Source organism: Pseudomonas sp. PAMC 26793 (genome assembly GCF_000313235.1).
Lineage (GTDB): Bacteria > Pseudomonadota > Gammaproteobacteria > Pseudomonadales > Pseudomonadaceae > Aquipseudomonas > Aquipseudomonas yamanorum.
Window position 1 is genome coordinate 18130 of the sequence record NZ_AMXG01000039.1, and the last position, 20490, is coordinate 38619.

Annotated in this window: 20 protein-coding genes; 11 read left to right on the plus strand and 9 right to left on the minus strand. The window is 60.1% G+C overall.

The window, feature by feature from the left end; translation table 11 throughout:
- Positions 1 to 14: 14 nt before the first annotated feature.
- Complete coding sequence (locus D109_RS0120330; RefSeq protein ID WP_003212331.1) at positions 15 to 359, minus strand: cupin domain-containing protein; 345 nt, start codon at positions 357 to 359, stop codon at positions 15 to 17.
- Positions 360 to 748: 389 nt separating this feature from the next.
- Between D109_RS0120330 and kynB the strand changes: the two genes are divergently transcribed.
- A complete protein-coding gene (kynB, locus tag D109_RS0120335; protein ID WP_026078107.1) occupies positions 749 to 1399 on the plus strand; it encodes an arylformamidase in 651 nt (216 codons plus the stop codon).
- Positions 1396 to 2253 (plus strand): tryptophan 2,3-dioxygenase, encoded by an 858-nt coding sequence (gene kynA / locus D109_RS0120340; RefSeq protein WP_017478491.1) that lies wholly within the window; start codon positions 1396 to 1398, stop codon positions 2251 to 2253. Before kynB ends, kynA begins: the two co-directional genes overlap by 4 nt.
- Positions 2254 to 2290: 37 nt before the next feature.
- On the opposite strand, the gene D109_RS0120345 is transcribed toward kynA, so the two are convergent.
- The 5 genes from D109_RS0120345 to antA all read right to left on the minus strand — a co-directional run bounded on the left by D109_RS0120345 (position 2291) and on the right by antA (position 8589).
- Positions 2291 to 3967 carry a M60 family metallopeptidase gene (locus D109_RS0120345; RefSeq protein ID WP_017478492.1) on the minus strand — a complete coding sequence of 559 codons (1677 nt, stop codon included), beginning with the start codon at positions 3965 to 3967 and terminating at the stop codon, positions 2291 to 2293.
- A gap of 162 nt (positions 3968 to 4129) precedes the next feature.
- Positions 4130 to 5533, minus strand: a complete 1404-nt coding sequence (locus tag D109_RS0120350; RefSeq protein WP_017478493.1) for an amino acid permease — start codon at positions 5531 to 5533, stop codon at positions 4130 to 4132.
- A gap of 71 nt (positions 5534 to 5604) precedes the next feature.
- Positions 5605 to 6612 carry an anthranilate 1,2-dioxygenase electron transfer component AntC gene (gene antC / locus D109_RS0120355; RefSeq protein ID WP_017478494.1) on the minus strand — a complete coding sequence of 336 codons (1008 nt, stop codon included), beginning with the start codon at positions 6610 to 6612 and terminating at the stop codon, positions 5605 to 5607.
- A 94-nt stretch (positions 6613 to 6706) separates the two neighbouring features.
- Positions 6707 to 7198 (minus strand): anthranilate 1,2-dioxygenase small subunit, encoded by a 492-nt coding sequence (antB, locus tag D109_RS0120360; RefSeq protein WP_017478495.1) that lies wholly within the window; start codon positions 7196 to 7198, stop codon positions 6707 to 6709.
- Positions 7198 to 8589 (minus strand): anthranilate 1,2-dioxygenase large subunit, encoded by a 1392-nt coding sequence (antA, locus tag D109_RS0120365; protein WP_017478496.1) that lies wholly within the window; start codon positions 8587 to 8589, stop codon positions 7198 to 7200. Before antA ends, antB begins: the two co-directional genes overlap by 1 nt.
- A gap of 314 nt (positions 8590 to 8903) precedes the next feature.
- Between antA and D109_RS0120370 the strand changes: the two genes are divergently transcribed.
- Positions 8904 to 9902, plus strand: a complete 999-nt coding sequence (locus tag D109_RS0120370) for a helix-turn-helix domain-containing protein (protein ID WP_026078108.1) — start codon at positions 8904 to 8906, stop codon at positions 9900 to 9902.
- Between the two features lie 139 nt (positions 9903 to 10041).
- Here D109_RS0120370 and D109_RS0120375 read toward each other — a convergent pair whose 3' ends face one another.
- The gene (locus D109_RS0120375; RefSeq protein WP_017478498.1) at positions 10042 to 10917 is read right to left on the minus strand and encodes a LysR family transcriptional regulator; all 876 of its coding nucleotides are present in this window, start codon (positions 10915 to 10917) and stop codon (positions 10042 to 10044) included.
- Positions 10918 to 11031: 114 nt separating this feature from the next.
- On the opposite strand from D109_RS0120375, the gene D109_RS0120380 reads away from it, so the two are divergent.
- Genes D109_RS0120380 through catA form a run of 3 tightly spaced genes read left to right on the plus strand, consistent with a single transcriptional unit; the run spans position 11032 to position 13435 of the window.
- Entirely contained in the window at positions 11032 to 12156 is a 1125-nt protein-coding gene (locus tag D109_RS0120380; RefSeq protein WP_017478499.1) for a muconate cycloisomerase family protein, read from the plus strand.
- Positions 12157 to 12172: 16 nt separating this feature from the next.
- Positions 12173 to 12463, plus strand: a complete 291-nt coding sequence (gene catC, locus D109_RS0120385; protein ID WP_003212310.1) for a muconolactone Delta-isomerase — start codon at positions 12173 to 12175, stop codon at positions 12461 to 12463.
- 42 nt (positions 12464 to 12505) lie between these two features.
- Positions 12506 to 13435 carry a catechol 1,2-dioxygenase gene (gene catA, locus D109_RS0120390; protein WP_017478500.1) on the plus strand — a complete coding sequence of 310 codons (930 nt, stop codon included), beginning with the start codon at positions 12506 to 12508 and terminating at the stop codon, positions 13433 to 13435.
- A gap of 133 nt (positions 13436 to 13568) precedes the next feature.
- On the opposite strand, the gene D109_RS0120395 is transcribed toward catA, so the two are convergent.
- On the minus strand, positions 13569 to 14042 hold the full coding sequence (locus D109_RS0120395; RefSeq protein WP_003212305.1) for an Lrp/AsnC family transcriptional regulator: 474 nt from the start codon (positions 14040 to 14042) through the stop codon (positions 13569 to 13571).
- 142 nt (positions 14043 to 14184) lie between these two features.
- On the opposite strand from D109_RS0120395, the gene kynU reads away from it, so the two are divergent.
- Complete coding sequence (gene kynU / locus D109_RS0120400; RefSeq protein ID WP_017478501.1) at positions 14185 to 15435, plus strand: kynureninase; 1251 nt, start codon at positions 14185 to 14187, stop codon at positions 15433 to 15435.
- A 165-nt stretch (positions 15436 to 15600) separates the two neighbouring features.
- Entirely contained in the window at positions 15601 to 17007 is a 1407-nt protein-coding gene (locus tag D109_RS0120405) for an amino acid permease (protein ID WP_017478502.1), read from the plus strand.
- Here D109_RS0120405 and D109_RS0120410 read toward each other — a convergent pair.
- Positions 16953 to 17849, minus strand: coding sequence for a LysR substrate-binding domain-containing protein (locus D109_RS0120410; RefSeq protein WP_017478503.1), 897 nt, complete (start codon positions 17847 to 17849; stop codon positions 16953 to 16955). The two genes, D109_RS0120405 and D109_RS0120410, sit on opposite strands and share 55 nt — an antisense overlap.
- Before the next feature lie 189 nt (positions 17850 to 18038).
- On the opposite strand from D109_RS0120410, the gene D109_RS0120415 reads away from it, so the two are divergent.
- From D109_RS0120415 to D109_RS0120425, 3 genes are all read left to right on the plus strand, one after another.
- On the plus strand, positions 18039 to 18803 hold the full coding sequence (locus D109_RS0120415) for a sulfite exporter TauE/SafE family protein (RefSeq protein WP_017478504.1): 765 nt from the start codon (positions 18039 to 18041) through the stop codon (positions 18801 to 18803).
- A 117-nt stretch (positions 18804 to 18920) separates the two neighbouring features.
- The gene (locus tag D109_RS0120420; RefSeq protein WP_017478505.1) at positions 18921 to 19511 is read left to right on the plus strand and encodes an NAD(P)H-dependent oxidoreductase; all 591 of its coding nucleotides are present in this window, start codon (positions 18921 to 18923) and stop codon (positions 19509 to 19511) included.
- A gap of 41 nt (positions 19512 to 19552) precedes the next feature.
- Positions 19553 to 20449, plus strand: a complete 897-nt coding sequence (locus D109_RS0120425; RefSeq protein WP_017478506.1) for a LysR family transcriptional regulator — start codon at positions 19553 to 19555, stop codon at positions 20447 to 20449.
- The last annotated feature ends 41 nt before the right edge of the window (positions 20450 to 20490 follow it).

Sequence of the window (20490 nt, forward strand, 5' to 3'; positions counted from 1 at the left end):
CGGGTTTTTGGCCGTCAGGCAAACACAAAATACTTACGCACCGTCTCGACCACTTCCCACGTCCCCTTCATCCCCGGCTCCACCACAAAGATATCCCCAGCCCGCAAATGGATCGGCTCCAGGCCGTCCGGGGTGATCACGCAGTAGCCTTCCTGGAAGTGGCAGTATTCCCACTTCACATACTCCACCCGCCATTTGCCGGGGGTGCAGATCCAGGTGCCCATGATCTTGCTGCCGTCTTCGCTGGTGTAGGCGTTGAGGTTGACGGTGTGTGGGTCGCCTTCGAGCTTTTCCCATTTGCAGGCGTCCAGCACCGGCAGTGGGTGGGTGTCGCGCAGTACGGTGATCGGCTTGGACATGATGATTCCGAGGCAGTGGAAGGGAAGTCCGAACCCTATCGCCTTGGGCGGCCCGCCAGTGGTCTGAACTCGACATCGGGATGCCCAGAAGCGCAGTCATTTGCACATCCGTGAGTCACCGCCAACCCCTGTGGGAGCCGGGCTTGCCCGCGATGGCGGAGTGTCAGGCGATGGAAGGGCAAGCTGTGCCGACCTCATCGCGGGCAAGCCCGGCTCCCACAGGGGATATTTGTTGTTTGAATGATTGAGTCGGTACGAAATATCTGTGCGCCAATCAGCCATTTCCTCGCAGTAAGTGCGAAAGATTTCCCGCTTTGCGCCGGAATTCGCAAGAATATTTACAGCTGGCCCTCGTATCATTCACCCCAGTAACGACCGAGAGCCTTGAAATGAATCCAATAAAAACGTGGTGGGACATCAGCCCGCCCTTGAGCACCGCGACCCCGACCTGGCCGGGTGATACGCCGTTTCAGGAAGAGCGCGTGTGGCAGTTTGGCCCCGAGTGCCCGGTGAATGTCGGACGCATCACCCTGTCGCCCCACACCGGCGCCCATGTGGACGCGCCGTTGCACTACAGCGCTGACGGCGCGCCCATCGGCGAAGTGTCCCTGGATGTGTACATGGGCCCGTGCCGGGTGCTGCATTGCCTGGGCAGCGGCGCGCTGGTGCAGCCACATCAGTTGGAAGGCCGCCTAGAGAACCTCCCGGAGCGTGTGCTGCTGCGCACTTATCAACAGGCGCCACTGGATACCTGGGATTCGAATTTCACCGCCGTCGCCCCGCAAACCGTCGAGCTGCTGGCCGGCCTCGGGGTGCGCCTGATCGGCATCGACACGCCGTCCCTGGACCCGCAACAGTCCAAGACCATGGACTCTCACAACGCCGTCGCCCGTCATGGCATGGCGATTCTCGAAGGCATCGTCCTCGACGACGTACCGGAGGGCGATTACGAGTTGATCGCGCTGCCGCTGCGTTTCGCCAACCTCGATGCCAGTCCGGTACGAGCCATTCTCCGCCCGCTCAAGGAGCCCACGCGATGAGCCAGTGTCCTTTCTCCCCTGACTACCAGCCGCCGGAAGAATGGCATAACGCCGAGCTGAATTTTTCCGAGTCCATGAGCTATGGCGACTACCTGGACCTGGGCAAAGTGCTCAGCGCCCAGCACCCGCTGTCGCCGGACCACAACGAGATGCTGTTCATCATCCAGCACCAGACCTCCGAGCTGTGGATGAAACTGATGCTCCACGAACTCAAGGCCGCCCGCGAACACGTGCGCCTGGGTGAGTTGCCACCGGCGTTCAAAATGCTGGCGCGGGTGTCGCGGATCTTTGACCAACTGGTGCACGCCTGGGCCGTGCTGGCGACCATGACGCCATCGGAGTACAAGTCGATCCGCCCGTACCTGGGCCAGTCGTCGGGCTTCCAGTCGTTCCAGTACCGGGAAATCGAATTCATCCTTGGCAATAAAAGCGCGGCGCTGTTGCGGCCCCACGCCCATCGTCCGGACCTGTTGAACGAGCTGAAAGTGGCGATTGCCACGCCGTCGCTGTATGACGAGGCGATCAACCTGATGGCCAAGGCCGGGCTGGCGATCGACCCAAAACGCGCCGAACGCGACCCGACGGCGCCGACGGTGCACGATGAATCCGTGGAGGCGGCGTGGCGCGAGGTTTATCGCGATCCGAGCCGTTATTGGGACCTGTACCAACTGGCCGAAAAGTTTATCGACCTGGAGGATTCGTTCCGCCAATGGCGCTTCCGCCACGTCACCACCGTGGAGCGGATCATCGGCTTCCAGCCTGGTACGGGCGGCACCGAAGGCGTGGGTTACCTGCGCAAGATGCTCGACACCGTATTGTTCCCCGAGCTGTGGCGAGTGCGTTCTTCGTTATAAAAACACCAGCATAAGGAACGGTAAAAGTAGCTGCTCGTTATTCAAGCTCCTTCGGATGAGGCTCGATACATGTGCAGCCTGTCAGTGGTGGAGGAAGAGGCTCGAACTCTTCCAGTGAACGGGGCTCACGCATTGTCTGGGGCTTTACTGCTGGAGGGCGCAGGTTCAATGCTCTGATCGCCTCACTGCCAGCGGCCGAAAGAGGCATACCCCAGGCAGCGAAGTACTCGCGAAGATCGGCTTGGGCAGCGATACTGGCGAATAAGGCGAGGTTGTTGAAAGCGATTTGTCGATCGGGATGATAGCCATTCGATGCCCATTTTTCTCGAGTGACTTTGTTCATGCGTGGCCAAAATTGCTCGCCGAAGGCCAGTCTGAGCTGTTCCAGCGCCGCCAGTCGTTCATATACATCCAAGTCATCAATTTTGAGGCCGGGAATGGTGAGTTTTTGCAATGCGTTGTCCCACACATCTCGGCCGCTTGAATCTTTATCGAGCAGTGTGGAGCGCAGGCGAAAATGACGTTGAACCGCAAGTGAGTGAATGTTTGTGGTCACCTCATTGAAGTCGTTCGGTAAGTAACCGAGCATTTGGTTTTGATGGCCGAGTTCGTGGGCCACGCCCCAGGAAGCTTCGAGCTCTTTCGGCGTCAACATTTCCTTTGCGAAATTTTCGTGGTAACTCGTATAACCATGTCCTGCATGGGCGTAACCCCCGCCACCGTAGTTTCCCAACACAAGATGGTATTTAAGTGGCGCTCTTGTATGCAGCGCGTTTGATCCATCCAGTCCCAAGATACCTTCCTCGACAGAGATAATCCGTTCGTAGGTTTCCATGAGAGTGTTCTGATTGTTGTTTTGATGAGCGAGTGCGGCTGTGCGGCTTACGGTGACGACGGAGCGGGCGCTCGTCAGTTCGGCAAAGGGCGCTGATGTCCACGTACGCAACATGTCGCGATATTGCTCGGGCGTGGTTTTCAGATGCTCAAAAAGAGGGACCTCTACAGCGCCCCCTGTGAGCGTCAAATTGGCGATATTGGTTTCCCCACTCAACTCCAGATAGATCATCCCTCCCCCTGCGTCGGTTATCGAGTTGACGCCTTCGTTAAGTGGGTAAGCTCGGGGAGTGCTGAATCTCGTGTCAGGGTCGGCAAATTGCGCACCTATCCACAGTTTGGGCTGGCTGGCCCATACACTACCGGACACGCTCAGTTCCAAAGTGAGGGGCGTGTTTTTGGAGAGATAGAATCCGGTCGATTGCCTGATGCTGTTAAAGAACCAATTCCCGACTCGTTTTATTGAAGTTAATTGGTCTACCGTTCCGCTGAACAGGGAGCGTGATACCTTGCGCAGCCCGACGGAACCATCGGCTTGGTTGACCACATCAAAACGTTGGTTTCGGTTACCTGCGACGAGAGGTCTAGCCTGAAGGGTGTTCGCGGTCATCGTCAGAGCAAGGTGAGAGTAACTATTTTGGATGGTGTACGAGCCATCGGCTTGCAGGATTAATCTAAAGCTTTGAAAACCGTTTCCTGCGTAGGGTGAAACCCAGGCGCCGCCCTCGGAAAGGTTCAGGACGGTCCCATGATATTCATTGCGAATGCCTGTGCTGCCATCCGCCTGTGGGATTAACTTCAAACTTTGAGAGGGTCGCCCCTGATAGGTTTGAGCGATGGCGTCGTTGCCTTCAAAGGTGAGTGCGATAATCAGGCTCATGAGTAGGAACCTCCATAGTTGGTCGCTCCATTTAGGAACTCATGCCTCGATTCGAACTACTGTCAGAATTACTAGTTCTGACGAACGGCCCTCTCTGACTTTTGAATCAAAAAAGCCCCGGCACTTGATGAGTGCCGGGGCTTTTTTACAGCTGGCGAAAGGTTACTGCGCCGAGGCCAGCGCCTTGCCCTTGCTCAACCGCAACCGGTACGCCACATAGATAATCCCGACCCAAACCGGAATCGCATACACCGACGCCCGCACGCCCGGAATCGCCAGCATCACGCAGATGATCATCAGCATGAACGCCAGGCACAGGTAGTTGCTGAACGGGAACCAGAAGGTCTTGAACGACGGCACCACGCCTTGCTCGCCCATGGCCTTGCGAAACTTGATGTGGGTCAGGCTGATCAGCGCCCAGTTGATCATCAGCGAGGCAACCACCAGTGCAAACAACAGCTCCAGTGCGTCATGCGGGGCGACGTAGTTGATCACCACGCACAGCAGCGTCACCAGGGCCGAGATGCCCAGGGCACGCAGCGGCACGCCTTGCTTGTTCAGCTTCATCAACGCTTTCGGCGCATCGCCTTGCTCGGCCAGGCCGAACAGCATGCGGCTGTTGCAGTACACGCCGCTGTTGTACACCGACAGCGCCGCGGTCAGGACCACGAAGTTAAGGATGTGGGCGGCGGTGTCGTTACCGATCAGCGAGAAGATCTGTACGAACGGGCTGCCGCTGTAGGCATCGCCCGACGCGCCGAGGGTTTGCAGCAGTTGGTCCCACGGGTACAACGACAGCAGCACGGTGAGTGCGCCGACGTAGAAAATCAGGATCCGGTACACCACCTGGTTGATCGCCTTCGGGATCACCTTGCGTGGCTCGCTGGCTTCGGCGGCGGTAATACCCACCAGCTCCAGGCCGCCGAACGAGAACATGATGAACGCCATGGACATCAACAGCCCCATGCCGCCATTGGGGAAGAACCCGCCGTGGCTCCACAGGTTGCTCACCGAGGCCTGCGGGCCGCCGGTGCCACTGAACAGCAGGTAGCAGCCGAGCACGATCATGCCGACAATCGCTACCACCTTGATGATCGCGAACCAGAACTCGGTCTCACCGAAGAACTTCACGTTGAGGGTGTTGATCAGGTTGACCAGCACAAAGAACACCACCGCACTGACCCAGGTCGGAATTTCCGGCCACCAGAACTGGATGTACTTGCCCACCGCTGTCAGCTCGGCCATGCCCACCAGCACGTAGAGTACCCAGTAGTTCCAGCCGGCCAGGAAGCCTGCGTAACCGCCCCAGTACTTGTGGGCGAAGTGGCTGAAGGAGCCGGCCACCGGTTCCTCGACGATCATCTCGCCCAGCTGGCGCATGATCAGGAACGCGATGAAACCGGCTACCGCGTAGCCCAGGATCATCGACGGCCCTGCCGACTTGAGCACGCCCGCCGAGCCGAGGAACAGCCCGGTCCCGATTGCCCCTCCCAAGGCAATCAGCTGAATATGCCGGTTCTTCAGGCCACGCTTGAGGCCCACCGGGTTAACCATGTCATCCGCCATTAACATTCCCTTCTACTTGTTTTTTTCAGGGTTGATCGCACACCGAACCAGCCCCTCATACCGCTGAGGGGTCAGATATTACTCTCGGTAAACTTTTCGTAATACAGCTGAACGCCATCAAGTGCCTGATCCAGCAGCCATTGTTTGATGGATTCGACCATCGGAGTGGGGCCGCAGACGTACATATCCGCCGATTGATCCCGCAATTCGGCCAGGTCGAAATGCTCGGTGAGGTAGCCACGCTTGCCGGCCCAGTCGGGCGTCGGGTCGCTGAGTACCTCGGTGTAGCGAAAATGGGGGATTTTATCGGCGTAGGCGGCGATGCGGGCGGCCTCGCACAGATCGGCCGCACCGCGCACGCCGTAATACAGGTGCACCGGCTGTTGGCAGCCGTTGGTGGCCAGGTCGTCAAGCATGCCCAGCAGCGCCGATAAACCAGTGCCACCGGCCACCAACACCAGCGGCCGGGTGACATGCCGAAGGTAGAAGGCACCCAATGGCGCTTCCAGCAGCAACTCATCGCCGACCTGGCAGCGCTCGCGGATGTAGTTGCTCATCACGCCATCGGGCAGCAGGCGGATCAGGAACTGCAATTGATTGCCCGGGCGGTTGGCGAAGGAGTAGGAGCGCCAACTGTCGGTGCCGGGAATCGAAAGGCGAGCGTACTGGCCGGGCAGGAAATCCAATGGCGCTTCCAGCTGCAGGTGCAGGATCGCCGTGCTGGCCGAAACCTGCTGCACATCACTCACCGTGCTGCGGATTTGTACCGGCCCCGGCGCGTTGCACAGGCTGGAATCAAAATCGAAATAGAACGCCGCGTCGGATTGGACCCGGGTCTGGCAACTGAGCATTTTGCGTTGTTGCAGGTCGAGGCTGGAGAGGGCTTCCTCGTCCACGTAGTCCTGGGTGAAATCGCCGGACTCGCAACGGCCTTGGCAAGTGCCGCATACGCCTTCGCGGCAGTCGAGCGGGATCTTGATGCCGTTGCGCAAGGCAGCGTCCAGCAGGATCTCATGGGTACCCACCGGGAAAAACAGGGTCTTGCCGTCGGCAAAACTGAAGGCCACTTTGTGATTCATTCGCAGAACTCCGCGAGTTTGATGGTTATGCCTGGCGAGTGAGCTTTTTGTGGCGAGGGAGCAAGCTCCCTCGCCACAGGTGTAATGCATCAGCTCAGAGGTGATAGAAATCCAGCACCGAGTTGATGGTGTCGTTGAGCAGCAGCGCATGCTTGCGAGTGATCAACCAACTGTCGCCATCGGGCTTGAGGCTGTAGGTGGCGCTGCCATAGAACTGCTCCGACGTCGCCAGCCGATAGAACAGCGTGTGCCAGTTCAGCTTCACTTCCAGCAGTCCGCCCGGTTGCTCGGCAATCCGCACGTTATTGATCAGATGCAGCGTCCTCGGCATCGGCGTGGCCGACGCGGCCTTGCCTGTGCGCAAGCGAAACACCCGGTCCTCCAGCCCTGAACGATTGGCGTAGTAGATCAGCGACATTTCGCGCTTCGGGTCGCGGGTGTAGACGTGTTCCGAGTCCCACTGCGGCAGGTGGAACTCGCTCTGCGGGTCGAACAACTGCACGTAGGCGTCCCAATCCTGGGCATCGCACAGTTCGGATTTACGGTAAAAAAACTGCTCGATCTGGTACTGCAATTGCGCATTCATCATTTCACCTCCCGCAGTTTCAGGGCTTGTGCATCGAGCCCGTCCAGCAGGAATTTCTGCCAGTTGCGGTGCTGGTTGACGTACAGCCCTTCGTGGGTGAATTCGGTGCCGGTCATCGCCGGCTGGATGCCGATGGCTTCGCTGTTGGGCGTCGGCCCGGTTTCCCAGCGGTGGCTGCCACGGGAGATATCGCTCCAGCGCTCCAGGCGGCCCTGGAAGCCGCGCTGGGCTTCGCGAAATTCCACCAGGTCATCCGGCGTGCCCATGCCCGAGACGTTGAAGAAATCCTCGAACTGGCGAATGCGGTTTTCTCGGTCGGCGTCAGACTCGCCTTTCACCCCCAGGCACTGGCTGATGATCTCGGTCTTGTTCCAGGCGATGGGGCGGATGATCCGCAACTGCGAGCTGATCTGGTCGAGAAAGAACAGGCTCGGGTAGATGTTCAGGTTACGCAGGCGGTGCATCATCCATTCGGCTTTTTGCTGGCCATGTTCTTCGATCAGGCGCGGCATGATGGTGGCGTAGCCCGAACGCACGGTGGGGTTGGGCATGTCGCTGAACAGCAGGCTGTGGCCATTGTTGAAGGCGAACCAGCCGTCATCGGTATTCGCGTCGCCGGCACCGAGCTTGCTGTAGTCCAGGGTGGTGCCGGAGCCCGTGCCGTTTTCCGTGTTGACCTGCTGGCGATGCTGCACCGTGGCCACGTAGTTGTAGTGCACGGTGCTGACGTGATAACCGTCCAGGCCGTTCTCGTTTTGCAGTTTCCAGTTGCCGTCGTAGGTGTAGGCGGATTTGCCCGGCAGCACTTCCAGCTCACCGGTGGCCGATTGGGCGACCATCATGTCGAAGAACACTTTGGCGTCGCCCAGGAAATCTTCCAGGCTGTCGCTGCCGCTAACGTCCAGGCTGATGAACACGAAGCCCTTGTAGCTCTCGATCCGCGCCTTTTTCAGGCCGCGAGTGGCTTTGTCGAAGCCTTCCGAGTATTCCCCCGGCGCCTTGACCTTCACCAGCCGGCCGTCGCTCTTGTAGCACCAGGCGTGGAACGGGCAGGTGAAGGTGGACTGGTTGCCCTTACCGACCCGGGTCAGGGTGGTGCCGCGGTGCTGGCAGGCGTTGATCAGCGCGTTGAGCTGGCCTTCGCCGTCGCGGGTGATGATCATCGGCTGGCGCCCGGCGCGCATCGTCACGAAGTCATGTTTGTTGGCCAATTCGCTTTCGTGACAGGCGTAGATCCAGTTCTTCTCGAAGATCAGTTCCATCTCCAGATCAAACAGCTCCGGCTCGGTGAACATGTCCCGGGCGATGCGGAAAACCTCATCCACCGGGCGGAAGTCCAGGCAGCCTTCGATAAAACTTTTCCACTGTTCGACGCTTCTTGCACCACTCATGGGAGGCACCTTTTTTGATAATGGCTAAACGGGTAGGCCATTAAGAGGCTGCGGCGGGGCACCGGGCTATCCGGTTAATGGGGGAAGGTGGGCCACTTAGTTGGGCACGAAATACCCACGGCGGTGCGGGGCGGTGGCGGAATGCGCTACTGTCTTGTAAGGCGATTGTCGAAAAAGTCAGCGTGTTATCCATTTAGTCGACAGTTGCTATCCACCCAGTGGCGTTGCCGCAGGCGTGGCGCAAAACTTGCTCTGGATTCAACCAGGACGCGCCGTCAGAGCGCGCCGGCCACAATTGCCGTGGGTGCCCCGTGATGAATAGCAATACACGCGATATACGTATCGAGCGCTTCGACCTTGAAGGCGCTTGCAGCTGGATGTCCGGCATTTGCGGGCCGCATCGCCTGCAAACCGCGACGCCGGAGCGCATCCGCTTTCACCACAGTGCCAATGTGTTCAAGTCCCGCGCCACCACGCTGGGGATTATCGAGTACGGCACCGACGTCACCATCGACATCGAAGACGCCGAGCACTTCAGCAGCTATAGCCTGACCTTGCCGCTGGTGGGCGAGCAGGAGCTGAGCAAGAACGGCGTACGCCTCAGTTCCAATCGTGACCAGGGCGTGATCATCTCGCCCAACGAACATCAGGTGCTGGAGATCTCCGGCGACTGCCGCAAGTTGCAGGTGGTGATCACCCGCGCGGCGATGAGCGAATCCCTGGAAGGCTTGCTGCAGCGACCGATTGAAGCGCCGCTGCGCTTCGAGTCGGCGATGGACGCGGTGGACGGCGCTTCCGCGTCGTGGTGGCGCATGGCGCGGTATTTCATCGCCGAGCTTGAGCGCAGCAGCGAACTGTATGACCAGGTGGCGTTTACCCGGGACCTGGAAAGCTCGCTGATCAAGGGCCTGATCCTGGCCCAGCCGAATAATTATTCCGAAGAACTGCGTGACGTGCTGGGGGTGAAGCTGCCGCACTATCTGATTCGTGCGCGGCAGTACATCCACGACAACGCCCGGGAACCGGTGCACCTGGAGGACCTTGAGGCGGCGGCGGGTGTGTCGCGCTTCAAGCTGTTCGATGCCTTCCGCAAATACTTCGCCCTGTCGCCCATGGCTTACCTGAAGAAATACCGCCTGGGTGCCGTGCGCCAGCAAATCCTCGAACATGGCTCAACCCGCACTATCTCCGAGATCGCCCTGGGCTGGGGGTTTACCCACCTGGGGCGATTCTCGGCCGAGTACCGCAAGCTGTTCGACGAGTCTCCCAGCCAGACGCTACAGCGCAACGACGCCCGGCGCATGCGTGGGTGAACACTTTACTCAAAAACAACGGAGATCAACTGTGGGAGCGGGCTTGCTCGCGAATGCGGTGCATCAGCCAACTCATTCGGTGACTGACACTGCGCATTCGCGAGCAAGCCCGCTCCCACGTTGGATGTGTGGTGTTCTTTTAAATCAACTCTTCCACCAATTGCAGGCAATGACTGAGCCCCGGCGACTGGTCATTGATCCGCCGGCTGAGAATGATCGGCGAAGTGGCCGTGGCTTCCACCACCGGCGTATAGCCGATGTCCGCCCGATGCAGCACCTGCACCGAGGCGGGTACCAGGGTCACGCCCATCCCCGCGCCGACCAGGCCGATGGCGGTCTGCAATTCGTTGGTCCACTGCGAAACCTTCAGGCTCAAACCGTGGGCGTCGAACAGTGCGATCACATGGTCGGCGTAGCTGGGACGCGGGTTGCCGGGGTAAAGCACAAAGGGCTCGGCGGCCAATTGCGCAAGCGTTGCCGGAGTACCCAGCAAGGGATGCCCGGCCGGCAGCACCGCCACCAGCCGGTCCTCTACCAATATCCGTTGCACAATGGCCGGATCGTCGATGCGAATCCGCCCGAAACCCACGTCTATGCGCCCGGCCTTGAGGGCTTCGACCTGTTGCAACGTGGTCATCTCGGAAAGGCCCAGCTCCAGTTCCAGGCCATCATGGCTGCGCAGCCGGCGAATCAATTCCGGCAACACCCCATACAGCGTCGACGGCGCAAAGCCGATGCCCAGCCAGGTCTTTTCGCCCAAGCCAATGCGCCGGGTGCTATCGCACACCTTGCCCAACTGCTCCAGCAGCACATTGGCGTGTTCATAGAAAAACCGCCCGGCCTCGGTCAGGCGCAACGGCCGTCCGCGTTCCAGCAGGACTACACCCAGTTCGTCCTCCAGTTGCTGGATCTGCCGGCTCAACGGCGGCTGGGCGATGTGCAGGCGTTCGGCGGCGCGGGTGAAGTTGAGGGTTTCCCCCAGCACCTGGAAGTAACGCAGATGGCGCAGTTCCATAAGGACTCCATTCATACCTTAAGGGTATTGTTCGAGACTCATTCTATATTGGAAGCCAGCAGAGATCCGGAACAGAATCAGGCCAAATCTATAAAGAACCCAACGGGTATTGCCATGCCGATTTGCGCCATCGAGTCGATCGAGACCATCATCGTCGATCTCCCTACCATCCGCCCGCACAAGCTGGCGATGCACACGATGCAGAACCAGACCCTGGTGGTCATCCGTGTGCGCTGCGCCGACGGCATCGAAGGCATCGGTGAATCCACCACCATCGGCGGCCTGAGCTACGGCAATGAAAGCCCCGACAGCATCAAGATCAACATCGACCGGCACTTCGCGCCGCTGCTGCTTGGCCAGGACGCCAGCAACATCAATGCCGCCATGTTGCGCCTGGAGCGCAGCATTCGGGGCAATACCTTTGCCAAGTCGGGTATCGAAAGCGCCTTGCTGGATGCCCTCGGCAAACGCCTGAATTTGCCGGTCAGCGAGCTGCTCGGCGGCCGCGTGCGGGACGCCTTGCCGGTGGCTTGGACCCTGGCCAGTGGCAACACCGAAAAAGACATCGCCGAGGCCGAGAAGATGCTCGACCTGCGCCGCCACCGCATCTTCAAATTGAAGATCGGTGCCGGAGAAGTTAGCCAGGACCTGGCCCACGTCATCGCCATCAAAAAAGCCTTGGGTGATCGCGCCAGCGTGCGGGTTGATGTCAATCAGGCCTGGGACGAAGCCGTGGCACTGCGCGCCTGCAAGGTGTTGGGGGATAACGGCATCGACCTGATTGAACAGCCGATTTCGCGCAATAACCGTGGCGGCATGGCCCGGCTCAACCTGTCGAGCCCGGCGCCGATCATGGCCGACGAATCCATCGAATGTGTGGAAGACGCCTTCAACCTGGCCCGCGAAGGCGCGGCCTCGGTGTTCGCCTTGAAGATCGCCAAAAACGGCGGGCCGCGTGCGGTATTGCGCACCGCAGCGATTGCCGAAGCGGCGGGCATCGGCTTGTACGGCGGCACCATGCTCGAAGGCGGTATCGGCACCCTGGCCTCGGCCCATGCCTTTCTCACCTTGAACAAACTGGCGTGGGACACCGAGCTGTTCGGCCCGCTGCTGCTCACCGAAGACATCCTCGCCGAGCCGCTGGTGTACCGCGATTTCCACCTGCATGTCTCCACCGCTCCGGGCATGGGCCTGGCCATTGATGAAGAGCGCCTGGCGTTCTTCCGTCGCGATAAATAACCCGAGGACACCTGTGATGTTGTTCCACGTAAAAATGACCGTGAACCTGCCCGTCGACATGAACCCCGAGCGCGCTGCCGGCCTCAAGGCTGAAGAAAAAGCCTTCTCCCAGCGGCTGCAGGAGCAAGGCAAATGGCGCCACCTGTGGCGCATCGCCGGGCTGTATGCCAACTACAGCGTGTTCGATGTCGACAGCGTGCAGGAACTGCATGACCTGCTGATGCAACTGCCGCTTTATCCTTACATGGCCATCGAAGTGAATGCCCTGTGCCGGCACCCATCGTCGATCCGTGAGGATGATCGCTGAGTCTGTTTTTTCACCTAATAATTACAAGATGAGGATTGCACCATGACCATCCGACTTTCCCAGACTGCTCACGCCCAACAGTTTCTCGAAGAAGCCAGCGGCAACCTGAACGACGGCGGCAACCCACGGACCAAGGCGCTGATCTACCGGATCCTGCGGGACACGGTGAACATCATCGAAGACCTGGAAGTGACCCCGGAAGAGTTCTGGAAGGCGGTCAACTACCTCAACGAACTGGGCAAGCACCAGGAAGCCGGGCTGCTCGCCGCCGGCCTGGGCCTGGAGCATTACCTGGACATGCTGATGGACGCCGCGGACGAGGAAGCCGGCAAATCCGGCGGCACCCCGCGCACTATCGAAGGCCCGCTGTATGTGGCCGGTGCGCCGCTGTCCAAATACGAAGCGCGGCTGGATGACGGCCTCGATCCGGGCGTGCCGCTGTTCATGCAAGGCCAGGTGCGCGACACCAACGGCAAGCCGCTGGCGGGGGCGATTGTCGATGTGTGGCAGGCCAACACGGGCGGCACCTATTCGTGGTTTGACGGCACGCAGTCGGAGTTCAACCTGCGTCGGCGGATCGAGACCGATGCCCAGGGCAACTACCGTTTTCGCAGCATCGTGCCGTCGGGGTATGGCTGCCCGCCGACCGGCCCGACCCAGCAGTTGCTGGACCAGTTGGGGCGCCATGGCCAGCGGCCGGCGCATATCCACTTCTTCATCTCGGCGCCGGGCCATCGGCACCTGACCACGCAGATCAACCTGTCGGATGATCCGTACCTGCACGATGATTTTGCCTATGCGACGCGGGATGAATTGATCGCCGAGATTCGTTTCAGCGAGGACGCGAATCTGGCGAAGGAATTTGGTGTGGAAGGGCAGTTTGCGCAGATTGATTTTGACTTCGAGTTGCAGCCTGCGGCAGCGCCGGTAGAACAAAAGCGCATGCAGCGAGTGCGCGCACTCGAAGACTGAGGTTGATCGTTCCCACGCTCCGCGTGGGAACGCCTCCTGTGGCGCTCCGCGTCACGACCTTAAGAGCGGACGCGGAGCGTCCAGGGAGACATTCCCACGCAGAGCGTGGGAACGATCCGCTGTATCGTTTGGCCTACTTGCGAACAACCAGGTCGAGCAGATCATCCCGATCCTTGATCTTCTGCAAGACGATCTCCGACCGAATATCCATCACCCCTGCCGTGCGGTTCAGGTGGTTCACGATAAAGTCCGAAAAGTGCTTGAGGTTGCGTGCCTGCACCCGCAGCACATAATTGCTTGCCCCGGTAATCACATACGCACTGGCCACTTCCGGCCACCCCTGCACCTTCTTGATAAACGTCTCGTGCCAGTCCTCCACATCCTGACGCAACGACAGGTGGACAATGGCCTCCAGCTCGATCCCCAGTTGCTCGGCGTTCAGCACCGCCCGGTAACCGCTGATGATTCCCTCGCTCTCCAGCAGGCGCAAACGCCGCAGGCAGGCTGACGGCGACAGGGCGACTTTCTCCGCCAGTTCCTGGTTACTGATACGGCCATCCTGTTGCAGGAAATGCAGAAGGCGCAGGTCGGTAGCGTCGAGAATCATGGTTAGAATAAATCCGCGTGTTTGGGGGCTAAATTCGAATTTCCTACAGCTTAATTAGCCTGTTGCCCACCACTTTGCACGAAAATTCTCTAAAGCTTCGTTCATTATTTGGCTCATTGTTACTACAAAAACAGGACTGACCATGACCACCCGCACCCATTGCCTGACCCTCGACGCCCAGGATCCGCTGGCGCCACTGCGCAATCAATTCGCTTTGCCCGCCGGGGTGATCTACCTCGACGGCAACTCCCTCGGTGCGCGCCCGGTGGCAGCGCTGGCGCGCGCGCAAGCGGTGATCGCCGAGGAGTGGGGCAATGGCCTGATTCGCAGCTGGAACAGCGCCGGCTGGGCCGACCTGTCCCAGCGCCTGGGCAACCGCCTGGCCCCGCTGATCGGCGCCCGCGACGGGGAAGTGGTGATCACTGATACCACCTCCATCAACCTGTTCAAGGTGCTCAGCGCGGCACTGACCGTGCAGCGCGAACGCGCGCCAAGCCGCAAGGTGATCGTCAGCGAAGCGAGCAACTTCCCCACCGACCTGTACATCGCCGAAGGCCTGACCGAACTGTTGCAACAGGGCTACTCCCTGCGGCTGGTCAACAGCCCGGACGAATTGCCCCAAGCCATCGACCAGGACACGGCCGTGGTGATGCTCACCCACGTCAACTACAAGACCGGCTACATGTACGACATGCAGGCCCAGACCGCGTTGAGCCATGAATGTGGCGCGCTGGCGATCTGGGACCTGGCGCATTCGGCGGGCGCGGTGCCGGTCGACCTGCATCAGGCCGGTGCCGATTACGCGATTGGTTGCACCTACAAATACCTCAACGGCGGACCGGGCTCCCAGGCGTTTGTGTGGGTGAATCCGGCGCTGGTGGATGTGGTCACGCAGCCGCTCTCGGGCTGGTTCGGGCATACCCGCCAGTTCGCCATGGAATCGCGTTATGCGCCGAGCCAGGGCATCGCCCGCTACCTGTGCGGCACCCAGCCGATTACCTCGCTGGCGATGGTGGAGTGTGGCCTGGATATTTTTGCCCAGACCGACATGGCCAGCTTGCGCGCTAAGTCCCTGGCGTTGACTGATCTGTTTATCGAGTTGGTGGAAAGCCGTTGTGCCGCCCACGACCTGACCCTGATTACCCCGCGTGAACATGCCCGACGTGGCAGCCACGTCAGCTTCGAACACCCGGAAGGTTATGCGGTTATCCAGGCCTTGATCGCTCGCGGCGTGATTGGTGATTATCGCGAGCCGCGCATCATGCGGTTCGGGTTTACCCCGCTGTACACCAGCTTTGCTGAAGTGTGGGATGCGGTGGAAATCCTGGGTGAGATTCTCGATCAGAAAACCTGGGACCAGCCGCAATTCAAAGTGCGCCACAGCGTCACCTGAGTAAACGCAGAGCAAAAAATGTGGGAGCGGGCTTGCTCGCGAATGCGGGCCATCAGTCTCTGATGTATTGACTGGCACACCGCTTTCGCGAGCAAGCCCGCTCCCACAGGGGACAGTGTTTCAACCAGAAATCAGTGCAATCACAATAATAAAGGGGCACGCCACGTGACCACGCCAGACCAAGGCTTTGCCGAAATAACCAATCGCGAACTGGGCCTGCGGCGCCAGCTCACTTCCGGCCAGATGAGCATGATCGCCATCGGTGGCGCCATCGGCACCGGGCTGTTCATGGGTAGCGCCTACGCCATCGGCTATGCCGGGCCCAGCGTACTGGTGAGCTATGCCATCGGTGCGCTGATCACCTTGCTGTTGATGGGCTGCCTGGCGGAGATGACCGTCGCCCATTCCACCTCGGGCTCGTTCGGCGCGTATGCCGAGTTCTACGTCAGCCCGCTGGCGGGGTTCCTGGTGCGTTATGCCTACTGGGCGGCGATTGTGCTGGCGGTGGGCGCCGAGGTCACGGCGGTGGCGATGTACATGAAGTATTGGTTCGCCAACGTGCCGGAATGGGTGTGGATCGTCTCGTTCTCCAGCGTGTTGATCGTGCTCAACGCCATCAGCGTCAAGACCTTCGGCAACTTTGAATACTGGTTTTCCACGATCAAGATCAGCGCCATCGTCGGCTTTATCATCCTCGCGGTGTATGTGGTGTTCGGCTCCGGCAACCCGGATTACGGCGTGCAGAACTACACCGCCCACGGTGGTTTTTTCCCGAACGGGTTGAGCGGCATGTGGATCGCGGTGATTGTCTCGATCTTCAGCTACCTGAGCGTGGAGATGATCGCGGTGGCCGCGGGTGAAGCGGCCGATCCGGAACAGGCGGTGAAAAAAGCCTTTCGCGCGACCATCGTGCGGCTGGTGGTGTTCTACCTGCTGACCCTGGCGCTGATGCTCGCCATCGTGCCGTGGAACCAGGCCGGCCATGCCCAGAGCCCGTTCGTCACAGTGATGCAGACCATCGGCATTCCCGGCGCCACCGGGGTGATGAATTTTGTGATTCTGATCGCCGCCTTGTCGGCGATGAACAGCCAGCTCTACATCACCACCCGCATGATGTTCAGCCTGTCACGCGCTGGCTTCGCGCCCAAGTCCATGGGCGCCTTGAGCAAGAGCGGGATTCCGTTGAACGCCTTGCTGCTGTCGAGCTCGGGCATTGCCCTGGCAACCCTGCTGAACGTGGTATACCCGGAAAGCTCATTCACCTTGATGATGGCGATCTCGATGTTTGGCGCGATCTTCACCTGGTTCATGATCTTCCTCACGCACCTGTTTTTCCGCCGCTACCGCACGCGTCACGGCGGGCCGAAGCTGTCGTTCCAACTGGCGCTGTTCCCCTACAGCACGCTGCTGGGCCTGGTGCTGATGGGCGCGGTGATGGTCACCACGTTCTTCACCGATGCGTTCAAGATGACGCTGGTGTTCGGGGTGCCATTCCTGCTGATTCTGTCGCTGGTGTACTACGTATTTTTCCGCAAGGGCGCGGCCAAGGCGTCGAACAAGGCTTTGGCATAACCCGGCAATTGCTCGAACTCGCGCGCGCATAACAGCAGTTTGCGACAGGCCCAATCCTCGGTCAGGGGTTGGGCCTTGAAGCGCCGTTCCAACGGCCAGCGCTCCAGCGCGGCCAGGGGCACGATGCCCAGCCCGGCGCCCCGGGCAACCATGCGAATCAGCCCGTCAAACCCATCTGCACGGATGCGTGTCTGCAAGCGAAAGCCTGCGTGCAATGCCTGTTCTTCCAGGTACACCGCCAGCGCGCTGTCGGCGGCCAGGCCTACGTAGTCGTGCTGCAAGCTGTCGATAAAGCTCACGGTGCGCGGGGCCAGCGGGTGATCCAGCGGCATGATCAGCACCAGCGGGTCGTCGCGAAAGGGCAGGGTCTGCAAGCCGTGGGTGTCCACCGCATCGGAAATGATCCCCAAGTCTGCCGCACCCTGGCGCAAGGCGTGGGTGATACGCAGGCTTGGCAGTTCCTGCAGGTCGATATCCAGATTGGGGTGTTCCCGTAGAAAGTCCGCCAGCAATTCCGGCAGGTATTCGCTCAGGGCCGTGGTGTTGCACAGCAGGCGTACCTGGCCTTTGACGCCGTTGGCGTATTCCGCGAGGTCTTGTTGCAGGTGCTCGGCTTGCTGCAGCAGCAGGCGGGCGTGACGGGCCAGGGCTTTACCCGCTGCAGTCGGGGTGACACCACGGCGGCCACGTTCCAGGAACTCGATGCCCAGGGAGGCTTCCATCGCCCGGATCCGCGCACTCGCCGCCGCCAGGGACAAGTGGCTGCGGCTGGCGCCGGCGGTGATGTTGCCGGTGTCGAGGATGTGCAGGTACAGGCGCAGGTCGATCAGGTCAAAGTGCATGGCTGGGGATCTCGGTGTCTGGACGGGCCTCTTCGCGAGCAAGCCCGCTCCCACATTTAGATCTGTGAACCCTTTCAAAATGTGGGAGCGGGCTTGCTCGCGAAGAGGCCATCTGCCTCATGCAAAACAAGAGGCTGCCTCAGTATATGGCGAATTTTCAGACATCACCCAAACCTGCAAAATCGCCCTATGAATACCTTACTCGCGTTCTACCAAAACCTCGGTCCAGCTCTGACATTGCTGGTGATCGGCACCTTCCTGCTGGCCGGCACGGTCAAGGGCGTCATCGGTCTGGGCTTGCCCACTGTCGCCATGGGCATGCTCGGCCTGGCTATGCTGCCGGCGCAGGCTGCGGCATTGCTGATCATCCCGTCGACGGTTACCAACCTCTGGCAACTGGCCTTTGGCGGCCATTTGAGCGCCTTGATCAAACGCCTGTGGCCGATGCTCCTGCTGATTTTCCTCGGCACCGGGCTGGGCTCGTTGTGGCTCGGCATGGACGGCGGGCATTGGGTGGTGCGGGCGTTAGGCGGGGCATTGCTGGTGTATGCCCTAAGCGGGTTGTTTCTGCCGACCTTCAAGGTGAGCCCGGCCACCGAGCGGTGGTTGGGACCGTTGTGCGGCGTACTGACCGGGATTATCACCTCGGCCACCGGGGTGTTCGTGATCCCGGCGGTGCCGTATCTGCAAGCCTTGGGTTTGAATCGCGATCAGCTGGTGCAGGCGTTGGGGCTTTCGTTCACCGTGTCGACCCTGGCGCTGGCGGCCGGCCTGTTCTGGCGTGGCAGCCTGGGCGGTGGCGAATTGAACGCCTCGTTGCTGGCGCTGCTTCCCGCGCTGCTCGGGATGTGGCTGGGCCAGGCCCTGCGCCAGCGCATCAGTGCCGTGCTGTTCAAGCGGGTGTTCTTTGTCGGCATGGCTGCGCTGGGAGGTCATCTGCTGATCAGTGGTTAATAATCAAATGTCGATTCGTGCTTTTTAATCAAATGTATTTTGCCTTTCCGGCGCTTATTCCAAAGCATCAGCCTCGTTACGCTGCCTTCAGACATTTTTAATCTTTAGGCACGCCCCATGAAGAAAGTTCTTTTGCTCAACGGCGGTAAAAAATTCGCTCACTCCGACGGCCGCTACAACAGCACCCTGCATGAAGCGGCGCTGGCGGTGCTCGACCGTGGTGGCATCGATGTCAAGGAAACCCACATCGACGCCGGCTACGACGTAGCCGAAGAAGTCGCCAAATTCCTCTGGGCCGACGTGATCATCTACCAGATGCCCGGCTGGTGGATGGGCGCGCCGTGGATCGTCAAGAAATACATCGACGAAGTCTTCACCGAAGGCCACGGCAGCCTCTACGCCAGCGACGGCCGCACCCGCTCCGATGCCTCGCAGAAGTACGGCAGCGGTGGCCTGATCCAGGGCAAGCAATACATGCTGTCCCTGACCTGGAACGCACCGCAACAAGCCTTTGACGACCCTACCGACTTCTTCGAAGCCAAGGGCGTGGACGCGGTGTATTTCCCGTTCCACAAAGCCAACGAATTCCTTGGCATGACCGGCCTGCCGACCTTTCTGTGCGTGGACGTGATGAAGCGCCCGGCCATCGAAGCCGACGTGGCGCGGTATGAGCAGCATCTGGCACAGGTGTTTAACCTGAATCTGTAATGCGGCTAGTATCCGTGCAGCCGCTATAAAGAGGATTCACGTTGAAAGCCCGATCCGATGAGCTACAGATCTTTGTCTGCGTGATTGAATGCGGGTCGATTTCCGCCGCGGCCGAACAGGTCGGGCAGACGCCGTCGGCGGTCAGTCGTACCTTGTCGCGCCTGGAAGCCAAGCTCGACACCACCCTGATCAACCGCACCACCCGGCGCATGGACCTGACCGAAGAGGGCAAGTATTTCTTCGAGCGGGCCAAGGTGATCCTCGAGCAAATGGACGACCTGGAAGAGCGCCTGTCGTCGCGCCAGCAAACCCCCTCGGGGCGCCTGCGGATCAACGCGGCGTCGCCGTTCATGTTGCATGCGATCGTGCCGTACATCGCCGAGTTTCGTGGCCTGTACCCGGACATCCAACTGGAGTTGAACAGCAACGACCTGATCATCGACCTGCTGGAGCAGAGCACTGACATCGCGATCCGCATCGGTGCCCTGGCGGACTCGACCCTTCACGCCCGCTCATTGGGTTGCAGCCCGCTGCATATCCTCGCCAGCCCGGCTTACCTGAAACAGCACGGTACGCCCACCACCGTTGCCGAACTGGCCGAACACACCTTGCTTGGTTTCACCCAGACCGAAACCCTGAACCATTGGCCACTGCGCCATGTGCACGGGGATCGCTGGCAGATCCAGCCGGGCGTTGCCGCCTCCAGCGGTGAAACCCTGCGCCAACTGGCACTGGAAGGGCAGGGCATCACCTGTCTGTCGGACTTCATGACGGCTCAGGACATCAAGACCGGACGCCTGATACCGGTGCTGGCCGAGTTCAACAGCGGCTATCGCCAGCCGATCAACGCGGTGTACTACCGCAACTCGCAGTTGGCCTTGCGCATCCAGTGTTTCCTGGACTTTATCCAGGGCAAGCTGGCCAGCTACGCCAGCTGATTCGTGACCCCTGCGCAAGAGTGAATTGGGCAATACGGACT

What these genes read in the sequence shown, in the direction of transcription:
- D109_RS0120395 (WP_003212305.1), bottom strand. Translation starts at nt 14,042, where the DNA reads ATGATTCTCGACGCTACCGACCTGCGCCTTCTGCATTTCCTGCAACAG.
- antA (WP_017478496.1), bottom strand. Translation starts at nt 8,589, where the DNA reads ATGAGTGGTGCAAGAAGCGTCGAACAGTGGAAAAGTTTTATCGAAGGC.
- antB (WP_017478495.1), bottom strand. Translation starts at nt 7,198, where the DNA reads ATGAATGCGCAATTGCAGTACCAGATCGAGCAGTTTTTTTACCGTAAA.
- kynB (WP_026078107.1), top strand. Translation starts at nt 749, where the DNA reads ATGAATCCAATAAAAACGTGGTGGGACATCAGCCCGCCCTTGAGCACC.
- antC (WP_017478494.1), bottom strand. Translation starts at nt 6,612, where the DNA reads ATGAATCACAAAGTGGCCTTCAGTTTTGCCGACGGCAAGACCCTGTTT.
- kynA (WP_017478491.1), top strand. Translation starts at nt 1,396, where the DNA reads ATGAGCCAGTGTCCTTTCTCCCCTGACTACCAGCCGCCGGAAGAATGG.
- D109_RS0120410 (WP_017478503.1), bottom strand. Translation starts at nt 17,849, where the DNA reads ATGCACTTTGACCTGATCGACCTGCGCCTGTACCTGCACATCCTCGAC.
- D109_RS0120330 (WP_003212331.1), bottom strand. Translation starts at nt 359, where the DNA reads ATGTCCAAGCCGATCACCGTACTGCGCGACACCCACCCACTGCCGGTG.
- D109_RS0120415 (WP_017478504.1), top strand. Translation starts at nt 18,039, where the DNA reads ATGAATACCTTACTCGCGTTCTACCAAAACCTCGGTCCAGCTCTGACA.
- D109_RS0120345 (WP_017478492.1), bottom strand. Translation starts at nt 3,967, where the DNA reads ATGAGCCTGATTATCGCACTCACCTTTGAAGGCAACGACGCCATCGCT.
- kynU (WP_017478501.1), top strand. Translation starts at nt 14,185, where the DNA reads ATGACCACCCGCACCCATTGCCTGACCCTCGACGCCCAGGATCCGCTG.
- D109_RS0120420 (WP_017478505.1), top strand. Translation starts at nt 18,921, where the DNA reads ATGAAGAAAGTTCTTTTGCTCAACGGCGGTAAAAAATTCGCTCACTCC.
- D109_RS0120375 (WP_017478498.1), bottom strand. Translation starts at nt 10,917, where the DNA reads ATGGAACTGCGCCATCTGCGTTACTTCCAGGTGCTGGGGGAAACCCTC.
- catA (WP_017478500.1), top strand. Translation starts at nt 12,506, where the DNA reads ATGACCATCCGACTTTCCCAGACTGCTCACGCCCAACAGTTTCTCGAA.
- D109_RS0120350 (WP_017478493.1), bottom strand. Translation starts at nt 5,533, where the DNA reads ATGGCGGATGACATGGTTAACCCGGTGGGCCTCAAGCGTGGCCTGAAG.
- D109_RS0120370 (WP_026078108.1), top strand. Translation starts at nt 8,904, where the DNA reads ATGAATAGCAATACACGCGATATACGTATCGAGCGCTTCGACCTTGAA.
- catC (WP_003212310.1), top strand. Translation starts at nt 12,173, where the DNA reads ATGTTGTTCCACGTAAAAATGACCGTGAACCTGCCCGTCGACATGAAC.
- D109_RS0120380 (WP_017478499.1), top strand. Translation starts at nt 11,032, where the DNA reads ATGCCGATTTGCGCCATCGAGTCGATCGAGACCATCATCGTCGATCTC.